14 protein-coding genes are annotated in these 15614 nt (G+C 63.0%); 8 read left to right on the top strand and 6 right to left on the bottom strand.

The window, feature by feature from the left end; translation table 11 throughout:
- Positions 1-119 precede the first annotated feature (119 nt).
- Positions 120-1808 (top strand): methyl-accepting chemotaxis protein, encoded by a 1689-nt coding sequence (locus ACQ4WS_RS01310; RefSeq protein WP_436472950.1) that lies wholly within the window; start codon positions 120-122, stop codon positions 1806-1808.
- Positions 1809-1833: 25 nt separating this feature from the next.
- Here ACQ4WS_RS01310 and ACQ4WS_RS01305 read toward each other — a convergent pair whose 3' ends face one another.
- Together ACQ4WS_RS01305 and ACQ4WS_RS01300 are read right to left on the bottom strand one after the other, a co-directional pair.
- Complete coding sequence (locus tag ACQ4WS_RS01305) at positions 1834-2715, bottom strand: pirin family protein (protein ID WP_436472949.1); 882 nt, start codon at positions 2713-2715, stop codon at positions 1834-1836.
- 56 nt (positions 2716-2771) lie between these two features.
- Positions 2772-3371 carry an FMN-dependent NADH-azoreductase gene (locus tag ACQ4WS_RS01300; RefSeq protein WP_436472948.1) on the bottom strand — a complete coding sequence of 200 codons (600 nt, stop codon included), beginning with the start codon at positions 3369-3371 and terminating at the stop codon, positions 2772-2774.
- A gap of 115 nt (positions 3372-3486) precedes the next feature.
- Here ACQ4WS_RS01300 and ACQ4WS_RS01295 point away from each other — a divergent pair, with 115 nt between their 5' ends.
- Positions 3487-4392, top strand: coding sequence for a LysR family transcriptional regulator (locus tag ACQ4WS_RS01295; RefSeq protein WP_436472946.1), 906 nt, complete (start codon positions 3487-3489; stop codon positions 4390-4392).
- Between the two features lie 17 nt (positions 4393-4409).
- Here the strand turns inward: ACQ4WS_RS01295 and asd are convergent, their stop codons facing one another.
- Positions 4410-5258, bottom strand: a complete 849-nt coding sequence (asd, locus tag ACQ4WS_RS01290; protein WP_436472944.1) for an archaetidylserine decarboxylase — start codon at positions 5256-5258, stop codon at positions 4410-4412.
- Between the two features lie 375 nt (positions 5259-5633).
- On the opposite strand from asd, the gene ACQ4WS_RS01285 reads away from it, so the two are divergent.
- The 5 genes from ACQ4WS_RS01285 to ACQ4WS_RS01265 all read left to right on the top strand — a co-directional run bounded on the left by ACQ4WS_RS01285 (position 5634) and on the right by ACQ4WS_RS01265 (position 11827).
- A complete protein-coding gene (locus ACQ4WS_RS01285; RefSeq protein WP_436472942.1) occupies positions 5634-7715 on the top strand; it encodes a TonB-dependent receptor plug domain-containing protein in 2082 nt (693 codons plus the stop codon).
- Positions 7716-7844: 129 nt separating this feature from the next.
- Positions 7845-9083 (top strand): DEAD/DEAH box helicase, encoded by a 1239-nt coding sequence (locus tag ACQ4WS_RS01280; RefSeq protein WP_436472940.1) that lies wholly within the window; start codon positions 7845-7847, stop codon positions 9081-9083.
- A 66-nt stretch (positions 9084-9149) separates the two neighbouring features.
- Positions 9150-9767, top strand: a complete 618-nt coding sequence (locus tag ACQ4WS_RS01275; RefSeq protein WP_436472938.1) for an LON peptidase substrate-binding domain-containing protein — start codon at positions 9150-9152, stop codon at positions 9765-9767.
- 142 nt (positions 9768-9909) lie between these two features.
- Positions 9910-10653 carry a DNA-binding protein gene (locus ACQ4WS_RS01270; RefSeq protein WP_035818092.1) on the top strand — a complete coding sequence of 248 codons (744 nt, stop codon included), beginning with the start codon at positions 9910-9912 and terminating at the stop codon, positions 10651-10653.
- Positions 10654-10879: 226 nt separating this feature from the next.
- Positions 10880-11827, top strand: coding sequence for a cupin-like domain-containing protein (locus tag ACQ4WS_RS01265; protein ID WP_436472937.1), 948 nt, complete (start codon positions 10880-10882; stop codon positions 11825-11827).
- Between the two features lie 289 nt (positions 11828-12116).
- On the opposite strand, the gene ACQ4WS_RS01260 is transcribed toward ACQ4WS_RS01265, so the two are convergent.
- A complete protein-coding gene (locus ACQ4WS_RS01260; RefSeq protein ID WP_436472935.1) occupies positions 12117-13022 on the bottom strand; it encodes a DMT family transporter in 906 nt (301 codons plus the stop codon).
- A 51-nt stretch (positions 13023-13073) separates the two neighbouring features.
- Between ACQ4WS_RS01260 and ACQ4WS_RS01255 the strand changes: the two genes are divergently transcribed.
- The gene (locus tag ACQ4WS_RS01255; protein ID WP_436472933.1) at positions 13074-13631 is read left to right on the top strand and encodes a helix-turn-helix domain-containing protein; all 558 of its coding nucleotides are present in this window, start codon (positions 13074-13076) and stop codon (positions 13629-13631) included.
- An 8-nt stretch (positions 13632-13639) separates the two neighbouring features.
- Here ACQ4WS_RS01255 and ACQ4WS_RS01250 read toward each other — a convergent pair whose 3' ends face one another.
- Together ACQ4WS_RS01250 and ACQ4WS_RS01245 are read right to left on the bottom strand one after the other, a co-directional pair.
- On the bottom strand, positions 13640-14371 hold the full coding sequence (locus ACQ4WS_RS01250; RefSeq protein WP_436472931.1) for a class I SAM-dependent methyltransferase: 732 nt from the start codon (positions 14369-14371) through the stop codon (positions 13640-13642).
- The gene (locus tag ACQ4WS_RS01245; protein ID WP_436472929.1) at positions 14368-15609 is read right to left on the bottom strand and encodes a voltage-gated chloride channel family protein; all 1242 of its coding nucleotides are present in this window, start codon (positions 15607-15609) and stop codon (positions 14368-14370) included. The genes ACQ4WS_RS01250 and ACQ4WS_RS01245 overlap by 4 nt, the downstream gene beginning before the upstream one ends.
- Between the last annotated feature and the right edge of the window lie 5 nt (positions 15610-15614).

Genomic DNA, 15614 nt, shown 5'->3' with positions numbered 1-15614 from the left:
AAGAGATTTGGCTGCACGGTTCCCTGCATAATGAATTGCCGATGCCAGCCAAATTGGCGCCTGGCGGCATGGCAAGCTGAAATGCATGAAAGTTGCTTTACCTACCTGGAGATCCAACAATGAAGATGACATTGAAGGCGCATTTGAGCGTCGTGATCGGTTTTTTGTCGCTGCTTTCCATCGTGATCGGCTTGTTTGGCCTGTACGGGATGAACAAGACCAATGAGGGCTTGAAGACAGCCTATGAAGACCGTACCGTGGCCTTGGAGCAAGTCGCTCGCATCGACAGCCTGCTGGTGCGCAGCCGGCTGCAGCTGGCCGAGGCCCTGCTCGACCCCATCGCCACGAAAATCCACGCCAAGGCTGAGACGATAGAGACGACGATTGTCGAGGTTAACAAGATATGGAATGCCTATATGGCGACGTACCTGACGCCGCACGAGAGGCTACTGGCCGATAAGTTTGCCATCGACCGCGAGAAAATGGTCAAGGAAGGCCTTTTGCCCGCCGTCTCCGCCTTGCGCGAAGGCAAGATTGACGGCGCCAGGCAAGCCGAGGCGCACCTGCAATCGCTGATTCCAGCCGTGCGCGAAGGCATCAATGCTTTGCACAAGCTGCAAGTCGACGAGGCGAAAAAGGAATACGAAGAGTCGAGCTCGCGCTATGTCACCTTGCGCACGATCATCATCGTGATCATTGCCGCCGGTGCGCTGCTGGCCGCCATGATCGGGTTTTTCCTGATCCGCAATATTTATCGCCAACTGGGCGGCGAGCCGGAGTACGCGGCGCATATCGTGCGCAGCATTGCGGCCGGCGACCTGGCCGTGCAGGTGACCACGCACAGAGGCGACCAGCACAGCTTGCTATATGCAATGCAGATCATGCAACAAAACCTGGCGCAGGCGGTCGGTGAAATACGCGAGTCCATCGATACGATAGCCACTGCCTCGGGGCAGATCGCCACTGGCAACCATGACCTGTCGTCACGTACTGAAGAGCAAGCCAGTTCTCTCGAGGAAACGGCTTCATCGATGGAGGAGCTGACTTCCACCGTCAAGCAGAATGCGGACAATGCGCGCCAGGCGAATCAGCTAGCGCTGTCCGCATCGAACGTCGCGCTGAAGGGGGGCGAAGTGGTCGCGCAGGTGGTCGGCACGATGGGCTCGATCAACGAATCGGCGAAGAAGATCGTCGACATCATCGGCGTCATCGATGGCATCGCATTTCAGACGAATATCCTGGCCTTGAACGCGGCCGTGGAAGCGGCGCGGGCCGGCGAGCAGGGGCTCGGTTTCGCCGTAGTAGCCAGCGAGGTGCGCAATCTGGCGCAGCGGTCGGCCGCCGCGGCCAGGGAAATCAAGGAATTGATCACCCATTCCGTCGATGCCGTCGATACCGGCAGCAAGCTGGTCGAGCAGGCGGGCGCGACGATGGAGGAAATTGTCGAGAGCGTCAAGCGCGTGACCGATGTCATGAGCGAAATCACGGCCGCCAGCCAGGAGCAGACGTCGGGTATCGAGCAGATCAATCAAGCCATTACGCAAATGGATACCGTGACACAACGAAATGCGGCTCTGGTGGAAGAAGCTACGGCGGCGGCCGAATCCTTGCAGGACCAGGCCGCCAGCCTGGTGCAAGTGGTCAGCATCTTCAGGCTGGCCGCACCGGGCGCCGCCAGCACGGCAGTGGCCCCGGCGGCCAGCTTGGCGCGCGGCGCCCGGCGTGTGGCAGGCAACGCGAATCAGCTGAAACGCGCGGCAACGGCGAGCGTCACTACACGGGCCGGCCACGTGTTCCAGGCGCTGTAAGCGGCCGTGCTGTGCCGTGCCGGCCTCATGCGGCTGGTGCCGTGGTCTCGCCAAACTTGCCTTCGCGGAAATCCTGTACGGCCTGGAACACTTCCGCCTGGGTATTCATGACAAACGGGCCATATTGCGCGATGGGTTCGTTCAAGGGCTGGCCGGCGACGAGGATCACGCGGCCGCCTTCGGGGGCTTCGATGCGCACGCCGTCGCTGCCCGGCGTGTTGGCGAAGATGGCCATGCGCAGGGCGGGCACGGCCTTGCCATCGACCTGCACTTCGCCACGAAACGTGTACAGGAAGGCGTTATGGCCTGGCGGCAATGGCTGCTCGAAGCTGCTGCCGGCCGGTAAATCGATATCGAGGTATAGCGGCTGCGTCAGTTCGCGCTGCACGGCACCCGTCACGCCATGGCTTGCGCCGGCGATTACTTGCACGGTCACACAAGCGTCCGTCGTGTAGCGGGGGATTTCGCTGCTGGTGAAATCGCGGTACCACGGCGTGCGCATCTTGTCGCGCGCGGGCAAGTTCAGCCACAGCTGAAAACCTTCCATCACGCCTTCTTCCTGCTCCGGCATTTCCGAGTGGATCACGCCGCTGCCGGCCGTCATCCATTGCACGCCGCCCGACGTCAGCAAGCCTTCGTGGCCGGCGCTGTCCTTGTGGCGCATGCGTCCCGTGATCATGTACGAGACCGTCTCGAAACCGCGGTGCGGATGCTCGGGGAAGCCGGCGATGTAGTCGTTCGGCTGGTCGCTGGCAAAGTTGTCGAGCATCAAAAACGGGTCGAGACGGCGCTGCAATTGCTGCGTCAGCACGCGGTTGATCTTCACGCCGGCGCCATCCATGACGGCCTGGCCGGCGATCACGCGCTCGACGGCGCGTGGCTTGTTGACGGTGGTGGTATCGCTCATTGTTCTCTCCTCTAGGCCAGGACGACGCCAGTGCGCCGCCCCTTTCACTGCTGCGATTACACCAGGATCGCGTTGATCTCGGCGTCCGCTTGCGCCTGCGCCTTGGCAACGGCTTCCGGGCCCATGCCCATGCCTTCCGAATACACGTATTGCACCTCGGTCAGGCCCAGGAAACCGAACATGGTGTTCAGGTAAGGCACCTGGCTATCGTTGGCGCTATCGCGGTGCAAGCCGCCGCGGGACAGGCCCACGTAGACTTTCTTGCCGGTCAAGAGGCCCACGGGGCCGTTTTCCGTGTATTTGAAGGTGACGTTGGCGCGGGCAATCGCGTCGAACCAGCTTTTCAGTTGCACGGTGATGCCGAAGTTGTACATGGGTGCGCCGATGACGATGACGTCGGCTGCTTGTACTTGCGCAATCAGCGCGTCGTCCAGGGCGATGCGGGCCGCTTGCTCCGGCGTGCGCTTGTCCGCTGGCGTGAACAGCGCTTGCAGGGTCGGCTCGTCGAGCACGGGGTGCGGTTGGGCAGCCAGGTCGCGGCGCGCCAGGGTGGCTACAGGGTTGGCGGCTTGTACGCGGGCAACGATGGCGTCAGCCAGGCGGGTCGAGGCGGAACCGGTGCTGCGGGCGCTGGAATTGATTTGCAGGATGTTCATCTTGTTTTCTCCGTGGTGAGGTGTCTTGCGATGGATGAACTATAGCAATTCCAAAATTGATGCGGAAGCCGTTAAAATGGATAACATTAATCCACTGATGGAACAATAAGGACACATGGATATCGATCCCGGAGATTTGTTGCTGTTCGCCCGCGTCGTCGAATGCGGCAGTTTCTCGCGCGCCGCCCAGCGCGTGGACTTGCCCAAGTCGACCCTGTCGCGGCGCATCTCGCTGCTGGAGGCGAAATTGGGCGAACGGCTGCTGCTGCGCACCACGCGCAAGCTGGCGCTGACGGAGTTTGGCGCCAGCCTGCTCGAGCATGCGCGCAAGGTGGTCGAGGAAACGGAGGCGGCCGGCGCGCTGGCCCAGCACCGCCAGGCCGGACCCAGCGGCTTGCTGCGCATTTCCATGCCGGCCGACTTTGGCGACGCGCTGATGCGCCAGGTGCTGGCTGAATTCGTGCGCCGCTATCCGGCCATTTCGCTGGAACTGGACTTGTCGGCACGCCGGGTGGATTTATTGGAAGAAAACTTTGACCTGGCCATCCGCATGGGCAACTTGCCCGACGACGCCAGCCTGGCCGCGCGCCGCGTGGCCTTCAGTACGCTGGCGCTGTATGCCTCGCCGCAATACACGAGCGTGCACGGCTTGCCCGAGCATCCGGACGATCTGTACGGCCATGATTTGCTCAGCTTGCCACGGGCCGTGCATGGCCTCGTGCATTGGACATTGATCCGTGGCAAGACGACGTGGGAGCGCGATTTACCCGTGCGCCTGCTGGCCAATTCTCCGGAATTGCTGGTGCGCATGGCCTGCACGGGCGTTGGCATCGCGGCCAGCACGGATCGCTTCGCCAAGGCCTATGTGGCGAAGGGGGAATTGGTGCGCGTGCTGCCGGAATGGAGTTTTCCGCTGGTCACGGGCTGGGCCGTGTTTCCCGGCCGGCGTTTGATGCCGGCCAAGACGCGCGCGTTTCTCGACTTGATGGAGGAAATGTACCAGACAGATGCGCCTGTCTAAACAGGCGCGTTTGTCAGTTACTTGGGCACGTTACCCATGACTTCACCCAGCTGTACGGGGCCGGCCGGTTGCCAGTTGGCGTTGAAGTCCACGGTGCTTTTCGGGAACAGCATGACGACGGTGGAACCGAGCAGGAAGCGGCCCAGCTCGTCGCCCTGTTTCAGCACGACATTGTCGTTGGCATAGCTCCAGTCGCGCACCTGGCCCGTGCGGGGCGGGTTGACGACGCCGTGCCAGACGGTGGCCATGCTGCCGACGATGGTGGCGCCCACCAGGCACATGACGAAGGGGCCGTTGGCCGTGTCGAACACGCAGACGACGCGCTCGTTGCGGGCGAACAGGCCGGGAATGCCGCGCGCCGTCGTCGGATTGACGGAAAACAATTCACCGGGAACATAAATCATGCGCGTCAAACGGCCGTCGCACGGCATGTGGATGCGATGATAGTCGCGCGGGCTCAGGTACAGATTGGCGAAGCTGCCGTGTTCGAACTGGGCCGCCAGGGCCGCATCGCCGCCCACCAGGGCCGTGGTGCTGAAGTTGTGGCCCTTGGCCTGGAAGATCTGGTCCTTGTCGATGCTGCCGAACTGGCTGATGCGGCCGTCGACGGGGCAGATGTAGTCGGCCTTGGCCAGCGGACGGGCGTCCGGGCGCAGCGCGCGCGTGAAAAAGTCGTTAAAGCTCGTGTAGTGCGTGATGTCCGGGTCCAGCGCCTCATCCATGTTGACGTTGTAGCGGCCGACGAACCAGCGGATCAAACGCGTGGTCATGGCGCCGCCCTTGGCACCGGCGATCCGGCCGGCAAAATTGGTCAACGCTCCCTTGGGCAGCAGATATTGAGGCAAAACGGCAAGACGGTCAGACACGATGGGTAGCCTTTGACGGGGTGATGAGAATCGACGAAAACGCATTATAGCGGCGATGTGGCGCGCAATGATATGTACCGTATGCAAGGGTGCGTACTACAGCCTGTCGCCGAATTTAATTTGCTATAGGGAATATTTTCAGGAAACTGTGCCACTCGGAAAAAATTCCAGCACAATACAGCGGCCTGTTTTTTAGCATTTAGCCATTTTTATTCAGCCAACTTTTTTAGCCAGGTCATGATGCCACGCCGTTGCCTTCGCCTTACCGTTGTTTGTTCCGCTGTCCTGTTTGCCTGGAATGCCCAGGCCCGGCAATCCGAAACGCCCGCCGCCACCGATGCTGTCACCGCTGCGCCGCTGAAGGCAGAAAAGCCCATGCAAAGCGTGGAAGTCAAGGGCGGCGGCTATGATCCGCGCCGCGACGATACGGCCAGCAAGATGGTCGTGGGCAGCGAGGAAATCCTCAAGTATGGCGACACGAATGTCACCGACGTGCTCAAGCGCTTGCCCGGCATTACTGTTTCCGGCGCGGCCGGGCGCTCGGGCGGCGAAATCCGCATGCGCGGCCTGGGTAGCGGCTACACGCAGATCTTGCTCAATGGGGAACGGGCGCCGGCCGGTTTTTCGCTCGATACCCTGTCGCCCGACGTCATCGAACGCATCGAGATTTTGCACGCGGCCAGCGCCGAATACAGCACGCAATCGATCGCCGGCACCATCAACGTGGTGCTGAAAAAGGCCGTGAAAACAGCGCAGCGCGAGCTCAAGCTGGGAGTGCAGGGCAGCGACGTGAGTTTTTCACCCAGCGTCAACGTGCAACTGTCCGACCGCGATGGCAATTTCTCCTACTCGCTGGCCGGCTCGCTGTTCCGCTACGACTACCATTATGACAATCCGGGACTGGAACTGGGCTACGCGCCCGATGGCCGGCAAAACCTGCTGCGCCTTACCAACGGCACGGGCGATGGCCGCCCGGAAGGCATCAATCTGTCGCCGCGCCTGAACTGGATACTGGCCAACGGCGACAATGTGACGGCGCAATTCTTCTTCAATGGCGGACGCTCGAATCACCGCAATGTCAGCCGTGCCGAGACGGAGCAGGGCTTGCGCCCCGACTACGACACCAACACGGGCAGCTCGGGCAACCACAATGCCTTCGGCCGCAGCGACCTGACGTGGATGCACAAGCTGGTCGGCGGCGCCCGGCTGGAATTGAAAGTGGGCGCCTCGGCCGCCCGCAATACCTCCGACAGCCTGCAGCAAGGTTTTATCGACGGCAGCGGCCTGGCGCTGGAGCGCAAGGTGGGCGTGAAAGCGACGGAAAACGGCGTCAGTTCCACCGGCAAGTATTCCACGCCCTTGCTGCCCGGCCACGCCCTGTCGATGGGCTGGGATGGCGCCTACACCGAGCGTGAGGAAACGCGCCGGCAGCGCGAAGCGGCCCTGGGCGCCTCGGGTGCGCGTCCGCCCGTCAACAGCGACGAAGGTTTCGACGCCACCATTTCGCGCCTGGCCCTGTTTGTGCAGGACGACTGGGAAATCACGCCGCGCTGGTCGATGTATGCGGGTGTGCGCTGGGAAGGCATCGATACGCGCAGCGCGGGCGACACTTATGAAGAAGTGCAGCAGCGCACCAGCGTGTGGAGCCCGCTGCTGCAAACCCTGTGGAAGTTGCCTGATACCAAGGGCGACCAGGTGCGCCTGGCCCTGACCCGCACCTACAAGGCGCAGCCCACGTCGAGCCTGATTCCGCGCCGCAATACCTCGACCAACAATAGCCAGACGGACCCCGACCGCGAGGGCAATCCGTATCTGAAACCGGAGCTGGCGCTGGGCATCGATGTTTCGTACGAGCACTACTGGGCCGAAGGCGCCTTGCTCAGCGCGCGCGCCTCGGCCCGCCGCATCGACGGCTACACGCGCCAGGGCTTGCTGGTCATCAATGAGCGCTGGGTCTCCACGCCCGTCAACGATGGCCGCGCGAATACACAGACACTGGAACTGGAAGCGAAGTTCCCGCTGCGCGCCGTGCTGGCCGCGCCCGTGCCGGCCATCGACCTGCGCGCAAGTGTCAGCCGCAACTGGTCGCAGGTGGAACAGGTGCCGGGGCCAAGCAACCGTCTCGACCAGCAAACGCCCGTCAGCGGCAACTTCGGTCTCGACTACAAGACGCCGGACGGCATGCTGACGACGGGCGGCAGCTTCAACTTCCGCAATGGCGGCCCCGTGCGCATCACCGAGCGCCAGAGTGCCTACACGTCGCCGCGGCGCGACCTCGACATGTATGCGCTGTGGAAGTTCGATGCGAAGAACCAGCTGCGCCTGGCCGTGTCGAATTTGCTGGCGCAGGACTTCGAAAGCACCACCACATATGCGGATGCCAGCGGCACCATCGTGCGCAACAGCATTTCGCCGAGTTCGCCGCAGGCGCGCGCGACCCTGGAAATGAAGTTCTGACGGGTCTGCTTACTTGCTACTTTCGCGGTGAAACTCCGGCCGGCATCCCCGCTGGCCTATAATCTCGGCAATCGCGCGCGCGGCCCGTCCGTGCGCGCCACCTTTTCATTTGCCAAGATTGCTTTCCCCATGACGTTTTCCTCCCTCGGCCTGATCGATCCCCTGGTCCGCAAACTTGACGAGCTCGGCTATGCCAAGCCCACGCCCGTACAGGCGCAAGCGATTCCCGCCGTGCTGGCCGGGCGCGACCTGATGGCCGCCGCCCAGACGGGCACGGGCAAGACGGCCGGCTTTGCCGTGCCGCTGCTGCAGCGCCTGACTTTGGAAGGCGTGGTGGCGCCCCAGTGCGTGCGCGTGCTGGTGCTGGTGCCTACGCGCGAACTGGCCGAGCAAGTGTATGCCAGCTTCCGCAGCTATGGCGGCAATTTGCCGCTGCGCAGCTTTGTCGCCTATGGCGGCGTGCCCATCGAGCCGCAGATCAGCAAATTGCGCAAGGGTCTCGACGTGCTGGTGGCCACGCCGGGCCGCCTGTTGGATTTGCAGACGCAGGGCGCCGTCAAGTTCGAGCAAGTGCAGACGCTGGTGCTGGACGAGGCGGACCGCATGCTGGATCTGGGATTCGAACGCGAGCTCGACTTGCTTCTGATGAGCATGCCCAAGCAGCGCCAGACCCTGCTGTTCTCGGCCACCTTCTCGGACGCCATCCGCGCCATGGCGAAAACCATGCTGAAGGATCCCGTCTCGGTGGAAGTGAGCGCGCGTAACAGCACGGTCAAGGCCGTGAAGCAATCGGTCATCGTGTGCGACAAGAAACGCAAGCCGGAATTGTTTTTGCACTTGCTGAAGAAAAAGCGCTGGGGCCAGGTCCTGGTCTTCGTCAAGACCCGCAAGGGCGTCGAGTTACTGGTGAACACCTTGCTGGAGCAGGGCGTGCGCGCCGACTCCATCCACGGCGACAAGACGCAGCCGAACCGCCTGCGCGCGCTGGCCCGTTTCAAATCCGCCGAGGTGCAAGTGCTGGTGGCTACCGACGTGGCCGCCCGTGGCCTCGATATCGACCAATTGCCCGTCGTCGTCAATTTCGACTTGCCCACCGTGGCGGAAGACTATATCCACCGCATTGGCCGCACGGGCCGCGCGGGCGCCTCGGGCGAGGCAATTTCCCTCGTCTGCGCCGACGAGGTGGAATTGCTGTCGGCCGTGGAAGCGTTGACGCGGCAAACCCTCAAACGCAACGAGGAGCCCGGTTTCGAGGCCGAGCACCGCGTGCCGGGCACGTCCGCCGGTGGCACGATCCAGAAAAAGGCCGTCAAGGTGCTGGCGCCGAAGGCGGCCGAGCGGGCCAAGAAGCGCCGCTTCTACAAATAAGCGGCGCAGTTAGCTTGGCGAGGCAAGGCGCGCTGCACGGATATGGCATTCGTGCCATCATGCGCCATGACCTCGATACCTTTGTTCCCGCTCAATACGGTGCTGTATCCCGATGGCTATCTGCCCCTGCAGATCTTCGAGGTGCGCTACCTGGACATGATACGTCAGTGCATCATGGGCGAGCAGCCGTTTGGCGTGGTGCAGCTGCTGGACGGCGCGGAAGTGCGCAAGCCGGGCCAGCACGAAACCCTGGCGCCCGTGGGCACCCTGGCGCGCGTCATCGACTGGGCCGCGCCCCTGTCGGGATTGCTGCAAATCAAATGCATGGGCATGCAGCGCTTTCATATCCTCTCCAGCGAGCAGCTCAAGCACGGCTTGTGGATGGCGCAGATTGAATCCTTGCCGCCCGATAAAACCATTCCCATCCCGCAAGAGCAGCAAAACGTGGCCGACGCGCTGGGCGCCCTGATCCGCACCTTGCAGGAGGAAAAGATCCCGCCTGATCAAATGCCCTTGCAGCCGCCGTATCGCCTCGACGAGTGCGGCTGGGTGGCGAACCGCTGGTGCGAGCTGCTGTCCCTGAGCGCCATGCAAAAACAATTGCTGCTGAGCCAGGACAATCCCGTGCTGCGCCTTGAACTGGTGCAGGATATGTTGACGGAAAATGGTTTACTCGAAGAGTAAATCTGCTGAAGCCGCATGTTTTCTCACGCTTGCGTTGTGCAATTGCAATCTTTATTGAGAAATACTTTACGCTTAGCCGCCGCTGGCATAAGATAGTGCCCCTTGGCAAGATTGCCTTGGGCAACATTCAAGAGCAGACGACATGGCAAAAGTAAGCGCGGAACAGATCAATGCGGCAATGGAAGCGATGGCGGGCGAAGGCCAGGCCATCACGGTGCGCGCCTTGCGCGAACGGCTGGGCAACGGCGCCTGTCTCGGCACCATCAGCAAGCTCTTGCTGCGCCGCAAGGCGGGTGCGCAACGCCAGATCGCTGCCGCCGCCGAACTGTCGCCCGTGCTGCAGCAAGCCATCCTCGATTATGTAGGACAGGAATTAAGCGCCAGCCACAGCGCGCATGAAGCCGAGATGAACGACAATCAACAGGAATTGATGGATCTGGCCAGCGAGAACGAGCGCCAGCAAGAGTTGCTCGACCTGCAGGCGGGCGAACTGGAAACCTTGCGCGAGGAACTCGAACGGGAGCGGCAAGTGGCGAACCAGGCGCGCACGGACCTGGCCAAGGCGCAGCTGCGCCTGGAAGGCTTGCCGCGCCTGGAAGAGGCTGCCGAGCAGGCGCGCATGGATCTGGCCAAGGCGCAATTCAAGCTCGAAGGCATCCCACGCCTGGAAGAGGCGGCCGAAGCGGCGCGCGCCGAACTGATCCAGGCCCAGCTGAAGCTGGAAAGCCTGACCCGCGTGGAAACGGAACTGGCGGCCGCGCGCCTGGAACTGGAAGCGGAACGCGAAGAGCTGGGCGAAACGCGCGCCGAGCTGGACGAGGAGCGCACCCTGCGCATCAAGGCGCAGCAGTTCATCGTCGATCCCATCTTCAAAACCCCTGTCTGAGGACACCTGACCAAACCTGCTGCGCGTCGCGCTTTGCGGCCTGCGATGCTCACCGTACTGGAGTACGGTTGCGCTTCTTAGCCACAAATCACTGCCGCTCGCGTCGGTTTTGTCAGGTGTCGATGCGCCGGGGGTATGTGTTATGCGTGCTGAAACGGGCCTTGCTGGCTTAAAATGGCGCACTGTCGCGCCATGCCGTGCGATGCCTTGATCGCAAAGAAGGTTTATGTCTGTAGAAAAAGAAGTGCCGCTGCCGCTTGCGGCCGCCCCGATATCGCCGCGCGCCTTGCCGCCCAGGCCGCCAGCCGCATTCAGTTCACCCGCAGCAGCTCTTGCGCGCAAGCAGGCGCGCGAAGACAAGGATGCGCAGGTACGCGGCGTCACATCCATCGAGGCCATGCGCGAGGCCATCAAGCAGGCGGCGCGTGACTTGCCCACCATCACCGAGGTGCCGCGCCTGGCCATGCTGGACGCGGCCGCTTTCCGCGCGCGCGCCGCGCTGGGCTTGCCATTCCTGATGCGCGGGCTGGTGCAGCGCTGGCCCTTATCCAGGCTGGAGCCCGCAGTCTTGCGCGAACAGTTCAGACACGTGCCCGTGCGTGCGCGGGTGGGCGACTACATCAACACGGCGTTTGCCGCCGACCGCGCCATGCAAGACATGTCGATGGGGCAATATCTGGACCTGGTGGCAGAGGGCAAGTACGCCTTGCCGCCATACCTGGGCAACCTGGAATTGCGCGAGCTGAACCGCCTGTGCCACTGGCCCACGTATTTTGACAAGATGGGCCCGCCGCGCTTCTGGGTCGGGCCGGCTGGCACGGTGACGCCCCTGCATTGTGATTACGACGACAATGTCTTCGCGCAAGTGTGGGGCCGCAAACGCATCTTTTTATCGCCGCCGCACCACGATGCCTTTCTCTATCCCAGCGAAGCGAACGCCATCCTGTTCGGTTCGCCCTTCGACCCGGAAGCGCCCGATTTCGAGCGCTTTCCCCTGGCGCGCCAGGCCAGCATGATCGAATGCATCGTCGAGCCCGGCGACATGCTGTACGTGCCCGCCGGCTGGTACCACCAGGTGCGCGCGCTGACGTTTTCCCTGTCGTCGAATCGCTGGGCCAGGGCCGTGCCGCTGGCCCTGCATGGCGGGGCGGCGCTGCGGCGTACGGCCGATTGAACCATCATTCTTGAATCACTACTGGAGCAGCATATCGATACCCTGGCCCGCGCCCTGATACTTGCCACAACTTACATTGAACGTCTGGACGAGGGCGATCCTGATGCCGACATTGCCGCACTGGAATCGGTCGCGGCCGAATTGCAGCATGCCAGCGCGGAAGAGCAAGCCAGCCTGGTACGGGCCGCCCATGCGCTGGGCGTGCCTGGCTGGCCGGAAGAGATGGGTCTACTCTAATTAGCAAGTACACCGGTGTGATTTTTGCTTGCATCCGGCGGTTCACGCTGCCTTACTGTTGCACTGCCTTGGCCGCGCCGTTCCCCCGTTTCGGCCGCCATTCGCTGAGGATGCCCGCGCCAATGATCAGGATGGCACCCACGATGGCCAGGGCCGGCAGGCGCTCGCCGGCGATGCGGCCGATCACGCCGGCCCACACGGGTTCGCCTGCGTAGATCAAGGTGGCCTTGGTGGCGGAGATGCGCTTTTGCGCCCAGTTCATCACATATTGAATCAGCGCGCTGGCGCAGCCCAGGGCCAGGACGCTGAAGATGAAAGTCTTGCTGAGGACCGGCGGCGCTTCGCCCATGACGGGCATCAGCAGCAGGGCGATCAGGGATGCCGTCGCCAGTTGCACGATGGTCACGCGCAAGATGTTCAATTGCGGCGAGACGCGGCTGATGAGGATGATTTCCAGCGCGATGGCGATGGCGCCCACGGCCGTGATCAGCTCGCCCGTGCCAAAACCCATGCTCAAGCCATCCGTGCCGGTGAGCAGCAGCAAGCCGGCGAAAGCCAGCACCACGGCCGCCCACACGGCAGGGTGGGGCCGCTGCTTGAAGACCAGCCATTGCACCAGCGGCACGATGGGCACATAGAAGGCCGTGATGAAAGCTGACTTGCTGCTCGTGATATACATCAAGCCATAGGTTTGCAGCGCGTAGCCGCCAAAGATGCTCACGCCGATGGCCATACCCGTCAGCAACTCCGCTTTCGTCAACTGGCGCAGCTGGCCGCGGCAAATCAGGGCGCCGATACTGGCGGCCACGGCAAAGCGGGCGGCCACGAAGGCCAATGGCCCGCTGACCGTCACGGCATGCTGCACGATGAGAAAAGTACCGCCCCAGATGAAGGTAATGGCGATCAGGGCCAGTTCGGGCAGGCCGAGGGCGGGCGGGGGACTTGCGTGTGTTTTCATGGGGCGCTATGCTATGAGCAAAATATTTCCCATCATCATAGGAGCAATATATTGCGCAGTCAAGCCGAGGACGGTGGTGTGCTGGCACACCTGGCCAGAAATCTGCGGCGCTTGCGCCTGGCTGCCGGCCTGAGCCAGGAAGAGCTGGCGCGCAAGTCGGGCCTGAGCCGGCGCATGGTCAATGGCGTCGAGGCGGGCAGCACCAACATCAGCCTGGCTAACCTCGACCATGTGGCGGCCGCGTTGAGCGTGGCCTTTGTCGACCTGGTGCAGCCGCCGCAGCAGCCGCACGACAGCCTGCGCGTGCTGATGTGGCAAAGCGCCTCGCAGGCGAGCCAGGCCGTGCTGCTGGGCGCGGCGCCCGCCAGCCGCCAGGTGGAATTGTGGTCGTGGACCCTGGCACCGGGCGAGCGCTATGATGCGCAAGCCGATCCGGCGGGCTTCAGCGAAATGATCTACGTGCTGGAAGGAACGCTGCAACTCGTGCTGGCGGCGGAAACCAGACAGCTGGCTGCGGGCGATTTTCTTGTCTTCAGTAGCGCGCAAGCGTATGCCTACGTGAATGCGGGCGCGTCCACCTTGCGGTTTACGCGCAATGTCGCCAGCTGACGGCGCAGTTACTTGAGGCTACACCCCACCAGCAGCAGCATCGGCCGCTCGCGCTCTTCCGCCAGGGCCGGTTGCTGCGCGACCTGTGCGTCGGTCGGGCCCCATTCTTCCACATGTTCCAGCTGGAAACCGGCGTGTAACAGCGCATTGATGGTCGTGCTCAGGGTGCGATGCTGCTTGATCACGCCGGGCGCCAACCAGTCCGACACGCGCGGGCCTTGCTGCTGGTAGCTGTCGACAGGCCAGCACGTGCGGCCTTGCGCATCCGTCAGCCAGCCAGGCTGGCGCGGCGACATGAAGATCGGGTGTTCGATGGAAAACACCAGCTTGCCGCCCGGTTGTAAACTCTGGCGGATGGCGGCCACCAAGGTGGCAAAATCCTCGATGTAGTGGAAGGCCAGTGAGCTGTAGACGAGGTCGTAGCTGGCCGGCGGCAAGGCCAGTTGTTCCAGGTCAAGCCGGGCATATTCGAGCGCCGCGTGTGTCCCCATGGCGTTCGCCTGCGCCAGCATCTTTTCCGACACATCCACGCCCAGCACCCGCGCCGCGCCAGCGTCAGCCGCCCAGCGGCAGAACCAGCCATAGCCGCAGCCCAGGTCGAGCACGCTTTTTCCCTGCAGTGTGGGCAGCATGGCGCGCAGGGCTGGCCATTCGGGTGCGCTGTCGAGTCCGCCGATGGAGCGGGGCAGCTGGCTGTAGGCCGTGAAGAAGGCGTCGTTGTCGTAGATATTCTGTGTCATGTGTCTTGATCCTTTTGGACTGTGCGTTTGGCGTGGCCGCCCCGCTGCGCCCGGTAAATGCCCGCGTGGCCGGAAAACAGATAAGCCACGACGCAGGCGATGGCCGCGTACACGCCGATTTCGGCGCCAAACAGTTCCATGGCCATCAGGGTCGAGGCGATGGGCGTATTGGCCGCGCCGGCAAACACGGCAACGAAGCCGATGGCGGCCAGCAGGGTGACGGGCTGGTGCAGCAGGGGCCCCAGCGCATTGCCCAGGGTCGCCCCGATGAAGAACAGGGGCGTCACTTCGCCGCCCTTGAAGCCGGTGCCCAGCGAGACGATGGTAAATGCCATCTTGCCGAGAAAATCCCAGGCGGGCAGCGGTGTCTTCAGCGCGTCGACGATGGTGGGAATGCCCAGGCCGATGTAACGATCCGTGCCGATCAGCCACACGGCGAGCGCGATGAGTACGCCACCGGCCAGCGGACGCAGGGGAGGATAGCTGATCCAGCGCTTCATCAGAGCGCTCAAGCCGTGCGTGGCTTGCGCAAACACTTTACCCGTCACGCCGAACAGCACGCCCGCGATCACCATGGCGCACAAAGTCCAGGCGGAAAGGGCGGGGATCAAAGGCACGGCGTAATGCGTATGCTGGACGCCCCACAGCAAGCCCACCTGGTCGGCGATGACGGCAGCAGCCAGGCAGGGCAGCATGGCTTCGTAGCGCAAGCGGCCGATGGCCAGCACTTCCAGGCCGAAGATGGCGCCCGCCAGCGGCGTGCCAAAGACGGAGGCAAAGCCGGCGCTGATGCCGGCCATCAGGATGATGCGGCGGTCTTCATTGTTCAGGCGAAATATGCGCGTCAGCTGGTCGGCCAGCGCGCCGCCCATCTGCACGGCCGTGCCTTCGCGTCCGACAGAGGCGCCGAACAAATGCGAGAGGACGGTGCCGCCCAGCACCAGCGGCGCCATGCGCAAGGGGATGATTTTTTTCGGGTCGTGGATTTCATCGATGAGCAGGTTCGCGCCGCCTTCGACACTGCTGCCGTAACGCAAATACAGCCAGCCGACGGCAAAGCCCGCCACGGGCAGCAGCCAGATCAGCCAGGCGTGCGCCATGCGCGTGCGCGTGGCCCAGTCGAGGGCAAACAGGAAACCGGCCGATGCCGACCCGGCCAGCACGGCCACGACAAAGGCCAGCAGCAGCCATTTCAGCAGATGCCGCAAGAGGTCGGTGAGGGCGCTAAGACGCTGCATCGTGC

Source organism: Janthinobacterium leeuwenhoeki (genome assembly GCF_051380795.1).
In the GTDB taxonomy this organism is placed as follows: Bacteria; Pseudomonadota; Gammaproteobacteria; order Burkholderiales; family Burkholderiaceae_D; genus Janthinobacterium.
This window is presented reverse-complemented; position numbering and strand designations above follow the sequence as displayed.

What these genes read in the sequence shown, in the direction of transcription:
- ACQ4WS_RS01305 (WP_436472949.1), bottom strand. Translation starts at nt 2,715, where the DNA reads ATGAGCGATACCACCACCGTCAACAAGCCACGCGCCGTCGAGCGCGTG.
- ACQ4WS_RS01300 (WP_436472948.1), bottom strand. Translation starts at nt 3,371, where the DNA reads ATGAACATCCTGCAAATCAATTCCAGCGCCCGCAGCACCGGTTCCGCC.
- ACQ4WS_RS01270 (WP_035818092.1), top strand. Translation starts at nt 9,910, where the DNA reads ATGGCAAAAGTAAGCGCGGAACAGATCAATGCGGCAATGGAAGCGATG.
- ACQ4WS_RS01245 (WP_436472929.1), bottom strand. Translation starts at nt 15,609, where the DNA reads ATGCAGCGTCTTAGCGCCCTCACCGACCTCTTGCGGCATCTGCTGAAA.
- ACQ4WS_RS01295 (WP_436472946.1), top strand. Translation starts at nt 3,487, where the DNA reads ATGGATATCGATCCCGGAGATTTGTTGCTGTTCGCCCGCGTCGTCGAA.
- ACQ4WS_RS01250 (WP_436472931.1), bottom strand. Translation starts at nt 14,371, where the DNA reads ATGACACAGAATATCTACGACAACGACGCCTTCTTCACGGCCTACAGC.
- ACQ4WS_RS01260 (WP_436472935.1), bottom strand. Translation starts at nt 13,022, where the DNA reads ATGAAAACACACGCAAGTCCCCCGCCCGCCCTCGGCCTGCCCGAACTG.
- ACQ4WS_RS01280 (WP_436472940.1), top strand. Translation starts at nt 7,845, where the DNA reads ATGACGTTTTCCTCCCTCGGCCTGATCGATCCCCTGGTCCGCAAACTT.
- ACQ4WS_RS01265 (WP_436472937.1), top strand. Translation starts at nt 10,880, where the DNA reads ATGTCTGTAGAAAAAGAAGTGCCGCTGCCGCTTGCGGCCGCCCCGATA.
- ACQ4WS_RS01275 (WP_436472938.1), top strand. Translation starts at nt 9,150, where the DNA reads ATGACCTCGATACCTTTGTTCCCGCTCAATACGGTGCTGTATCCCGAT.
- ACQ4WS_RS01285 (WP_436472942.1), top strand. Translation starts at nt 5,634, where the DNA reads ATGCAAAGCGTGGAAGTCAAGGGCGGCGGCTATGATCCGCGCCGCGAC.
- ACQ4WS_RS01310 (WP_436472950.1), top strand. Translation starts at nt 120, where the DNA reads ATGAAGATGACATTGAAGGCGCATTTGAGCGTCGTGATCGGTTTTTTG.